The 4598-nt window shown below is 64.6% G+C and carries 5 protein-coding genes; 1 reads left to right on the plus strand and 4 read right to left on the minus strand.

Annotated features, from left to right (window positions below):
- From EOA38_RS28590 to EOA38_RS28600, 3 genes are all read right to left on the minus strand, one after another.
- Window positions 1-125: DUF2938 family protein (locus EOA38_RS28590; protein WP_127300808.1), on the minus strand; the 125-nt coding region annotated here is incomplete at its 3' end.
- Window positions 125-607 carry a peroxiredoxin gene (locus tag EOA38_RS28595; protein ID WP_126095224.1) on the minus strand — a complete coding sequence of 161 codons (483 nt, stop codon included), beginning with the start codon at window positions 605-607 and terminating at the stop codon, window positions 125-127. The genes EOA38_RS28590 and EOA38_RS28595, both read right to left, overlap by 1 nt.
- A gap of 139 nt (window positions 608-746) precedes the next feature.
- Complete coding sequence (locus tag EOA38_RS28600) at window positions 747-1553, minus strand: protein-disulfide reductase DsbD domain-containing protein (protein ID WP_126095223.1); 807 nt, start codon at window positions 1551-1553, stop codon at window positions 747-749.
- A gap of 126 nt (window positions 1554-1679) precedes the next feature.
- Here EOA38_RS28600 and EOA38_RS28605 point away from each other — a divergent pair, with 126 nt between their 5' ends.
- Window positions 1680-2288, plus strand: a complete 609-nt coding sequence (locus EOA38_RS28605) for a YqgE/AlgH family protein (RefSeq protein WP_126095222.1) — start codon at window positions 1680-1682, stop codon at window positions 2286-2288.
- Window positions 2289-2419: 131 nt separating this feature from the next.
- Here EOA38_RS28605 and EOA38_RS28610 read toward each other — a convergent pair.
- The coding region (locus tag EOA38_RS28610; RefSeq protein ID WP_127300809.1) for an EAL domain-containing protein at window positions 2420-4598 on the minus strand (2179 nt) is incomplete at its 5' end.

Consider the following 4598-nt stretch of genomic DNA (forward strand, 5'->3'; position numbering starts at 1 on the left):
CGGCCGACCAGACCCCAATTCGACCGGGGCAGGCCGAACGCCTTGTTGAGGAAAATCGCCCAGACATCCATGAAGACCGTGGCGCCGATGCCGATCGCGACGGCGCGCCAGACGATGTCGGGCATCAGAGCTGCTCGAGGATCTTGGCCGCGCCGCTCTCGTCGACGCCCGGCTTGGCTTCGACATTGATCGCCTTGACCGTGCTGTCGTCGACGATCATCGAAAAGCGCTTCGAGCGCAGACCCATGCCGTTTGCGGAAAGATCGTTGTCTAGCCCGACCGACTTGGCGAAGTCGCCGCTGCCGTCGGCCAGAAAGAGGATCTTGCCTTCGCCGCCGGTGAAGCGCGCCCAGGCGCCCATCACATGGACGTCGTTGACCGAGACGACCGCGATGGTGTCGACGCCACGCGCCAGGATGGCGTCGTGGTTCTCCAGATAGCCCGGCAGGTGGTTGTTGCTGCAAGTCGGCGTGAAGGCGCCGGGAACGCCGAACAGCACGACCTTCTTGCCCGCAAAGATTTCGGCGCTGGTCATCGGCTTGGCGCCGTCGTCGGTCATCACCTTGAAGGTCGCTTCGGGCAGTTTTTCGCCAACCGAAATGGTCATGGGGTCCTCGCTTGGGAGATTGGGAAGGATCGATCTCTGCGATATCGGACTGGACGGCTTCCCGCAACCGTTCGGAGCAATGCCAGGAAAAGTGCGCAGCGGTTTTCCGTCCGGAATTGCGGCTCCAAAAGGGCCTGGCTCAAGGGAAAGGCAGCAAGCCGTCCACCGAACCCTCGGCGCTTGTCAGTGTGTAGTACAGTCCGCCATCCGTGGGCGTCGCCGACGGCCGGTCGAGGATCGGCACCGTGAAGACGAGCTTGCCGTCCTTTTCGCTGCGCACCGGCGCGCCGAACATGTAATCGCGCTCGCCGGCGATGAAGAAATCGACGGAATCCGGATCGCCTGGCGACTGCGCCTCGACGACGAGGGTCTCGTGGTCGCCGGGCAGCACGCTGATGCCGAAATCAGGCCGCGCCGGTGAGGGGAGCGTTGCAAGCGCCGTCTTCACCAGCGCCGTGTCCGTGGCGTTGTCCGGATCGGAGGCGGGGTCGACGCTGAGCCGCGTCTGCACCGGAATGCAGATCGTCTCGCAGATGCCGAGGAAGATGTTGGCATCGATGGCCGCCGGCTGGTCGGGCGCCGCCACCGTGAAGGTCACCGGCAGCGAGACCGGGCGATCGTAGCCGGCCCATTTGCCATAGCCGTCATCGTGGCGCTGCGGCGGCGGAAACGACAGTCTTGCATCGGCGATGTTGGTGCTGGCCGACACATCGATCTGCGGCGGCACGCCGGCATCGCCAGGATCGCGCCAATAGGTTTTCCAGCCGGGCTTGAGCGCGATGTCGAGCACGCCGTGGAGCTTGCCGGCCTCGTCCGGCTTGCCGCTGGTCACCAGCCGCACCTTGCCGCCTTCGCTGTTGTACCAGGCCGAGGAGGACGCCTCGGCCGGCAGGCCCGCTCCTAGGCCGATGACGGCGCCGAGCGCCACAATGTTCAGGTATCGCATGGCGGTGATTTGATCGCCCGTTCTTGGCCGCGCAATGATTTCATGGTCCTGCCGGTATCATATTTGCGTGACATCCGGCAGCCTCAGCATCTTTTCGGCGCCGCCGAAACGCGTTACGCTCAACCCATGGACTTGTTGCGCCACAAAAAGAGTGCCGCCGGGCGCGGCTTTCTCGATGATCAGTTCCTGATTGCCATGCCCGGCATGAAGGACGACCGCTTCACGCGCTCGGTGATCTATGTCTGCGCCCACAGCGACGAGGGTGCGATGGGCCTGATCATCAACCAGACGCAGCAGATGCTGTTCCCGGACCTCCTGGTGCAGCTCGGCATCATGAACGAGCAGGAGGCGATCCGCCTGCCGGCGCATGCCCGCGACTTCGTCGTGCGCAATGGCGGGCCGGTCGATCGCAGCCGCGGCTTCGTGCTTCACTCCGGCGACTATCGCGTGGAATCCTCGCTCAACGTCTCCGACGACATCTGCCTGACCGCCACGGTCGACATTCTGCGCGCCATCTCCACGGGGCGCGGGCCGCGTCACGCGCTGATGGCGCTCGGCTATTCCGGCTGGGGCGCCGGCCAGCTCGAAAGCGAGATCGCGGAAAATGGCTGGCTGACCTGTCCGGCTACGCAGGAACTTCTGTTCGACGCCGATATCGAGCGCAAGTACGACCGCATCCTTGCCGCGATCGGCATCGATCTCGCCCATCTCAGCGCCGCCGCCGGCCACGCCTGAGCGTCACGCAAAACATCCAGAGGCCGTTTCGACACTCGCTAATGCGAGTCAGATGGTGCTTTCGAGAATGAGTACCGGAAGCGCAGAAAGCGCCATCAGATGGCCGCAGGAGTAGAGTTTCCAAACGGGCTCTAGGCCTGCGTTAGCGGGTACTGCTCCCTCAGCGTCTTCAGCACCTGGTCGCCGGGCATCGGCGCGCCGAACATGAAGCTCTGGACGTATTCGCAGCCCATCTGACGCAGCTCCAGCGCGTCGCTTTCGTCGGAGATGCCTTCGGCAACGACCGACAAGCCGAGCTCATGCGCCATATTGACCATGGATTTGAGCAGCACCGCCCGTTTTGGCGTCGCGTCGTCGACGAAGCTCCTGTCGATCTTGATCGTGTCGAAGGGGAAGCGCGTCAGATAGGAGAGCGACGAATAGCCGGTGCCGAAATCGTCGAGCGACAGCCCGATGCCGAGCTGTTTCAGCTTGGTCAGCACATGCGCCGTCTGCTCGGGATTGTCCATCACCAGCGATTCGGTGAGCTCCAGCCGGAAGCAGCGCGGCTTCAAATTGGCGCGCGCGATGACGGAGCGGACGTCGCTGACGAGGTCGCGGCGGATGAGCTGCCGGCTGGAAAGGTTGACCGAGACCGACAGCGGCGCGTCGCCGATCTGCTTCTGCCAGGTCGCCAGGTCCTCGGCCGCCTGCTGCATGGCGAACAGGCCGAGCTGCACGATCAGCCCGCAATTCTCGGCCACCGGGATGAAATCGGCCGGCGGGATCATGCCGCGCCGCGGATGATCCCAGCGCAGCAACGCCTCGAAGCCGGCGACGCTGCCGTCCTCCAGCCGCACGATCGGCTGGTAGGCAAGCGTGAATTCGCGCCGCTCGATGGCGCGGCGAAGATCGGATTCGAACTGCAGCCGGTCTGTGCCGACGGTGCGGAAAGCCGGCCGGAACGGCTCGATTCTGTCGCCGCCGAAGCGTTTGGCCTGGTGCATGGCAAGCTCGGCGTCCTTGACCATGTCCTCGGACGAGGTCTGCGCCGTCGTCCAGGTGATCAGGCCGATCGAGGCGGTAAGCACGATCTCGCGCTTGGCGAAGGTGATCGGGTTGTTGATCGCATGCTTGATGGCGTCCGCCATGGCGGCGATGCGGGCCGGGTCCTGCTCGGAGAGCAGCATCAGCGCGAACTGGTCGCCGGCAAAGCGCGACAGCGAATCCTTCGGCTTCAGCAAACGGTGCAGCCGGCGCGCAATGGTGAGAAGAATGGTGTCGCCGGCCGAGATGCCGAGGCCGTCATTGACCTGCTTAAAACGGTCGATGTCGATGACGAAGACGGTCGGGCGCACCTTGTCCTCGGTGCGGGCGATCGAGATGACCGCCTCCAGCCGGTTCATGAACAGCTCGCGGTTCGGCAGGCCGGTCAAATTGTCGTGCACGGCGTCGTGCAGCAGCCTTTCCTCGGACTTCTTCTGCTCGGTCACGTCGACCATCGTGCCGACGCAGCGGATCACCTCGCCGTCCGACCCGATCACCGGGCGCGCCCTCAACGAAAACCAGTGGTAATGGCCATCGGCGCCGCGCAGGCGGAAATTCTGTGCCACCCGGCCACGCCGATGTTCCAGCACCACGTCGAGCGTCGTGCGGAAAGTGTCGCGGTCGTCGGCATGCAGCACCGGCAGCCAATTGCGGGCCGCGCCCGAAAGGCTGTTCGGGGCAAGGCCGAGCTGCAGGCTGATGTCGGGCTTGGTCACCACGCGGTCGCGCAGCACGTCCCAGTCCCACACGATGTCGCCCGAACCGGCGACGGCGAGCGCCTGGCGTTCGAGGTCGGAGAACAGGCCCTGATGCAGCGCGCCGCCGGCAAAGGCGTGCTGCATGACGGTGAAGCCGATGAGGAGGATGATCAGGATCAGGCCGCCGCCCAGCGCCGGCTGGGCGATGTCGTTGTCCAGCATGCCGGTGATCGCCATCCATGAGCCGCATAGCCACAGCAGCACCATGACCCAGCTCGGCACCAGCATGATCGCGCGGTCATAACCACGAATACCGAGGAAGATGATGAGACCGAGCCCGGTGAGCGCGGTGGCGGCAAAGGAGATGCGGGCGATGCCGGCGGCGACGGCCGGATCGACTATTGCCACGCCTGCGATGAGCAGCAGCCCGAGGATCCAGACCAGCGCGCCATAGCTGAAATGGCCGTGCCATCGGTTGAGGTTGAGATAGGCGAACAGGAACACCACGAAGGTCGCGGCCAAAGCCACCTCGGTGCCGGCCCGCCACATCTGCTCGTTGCCGGGCGAGATTTCGATGATCTTGTTG

The organism is Mesorhizobium sp. M1E.F.Ca.ET.041.01.1.1, assembly GCF_003997355.1.
Taxonomy (GTDB): Bacteria; Pseudomonadota; Alphaproteobacteria; order Rhizobiales; family Rhizobiaceae; genus Mesorhizobium.

Excerpts from the sequence above, each read along its gene's own strand:
- EOA38_RS28595 (WP_126095224.1), bottom strand. The coding sequence starts at position 607 with ATGACCATTTCGGTTGGCGAAAAACTGCCCGAAGCGACCTTCAAGGTG.
- EOA38_RS28600 (WP_126095223.1), bottom strand. The coding sequence starts at position 1,553 with ATGCGATACCTGAACATTGTGGCGCTCGGCGCCGTCATCGGCCTAGGA.
- EOA38_RS28605 (WP_126095222.1), top strand. The coding sequence starts at position 1,680 with ATGGACTTGTTGCGCCACAAAAAGAGTGCCGCCGGGCGCGGCTTTCTC.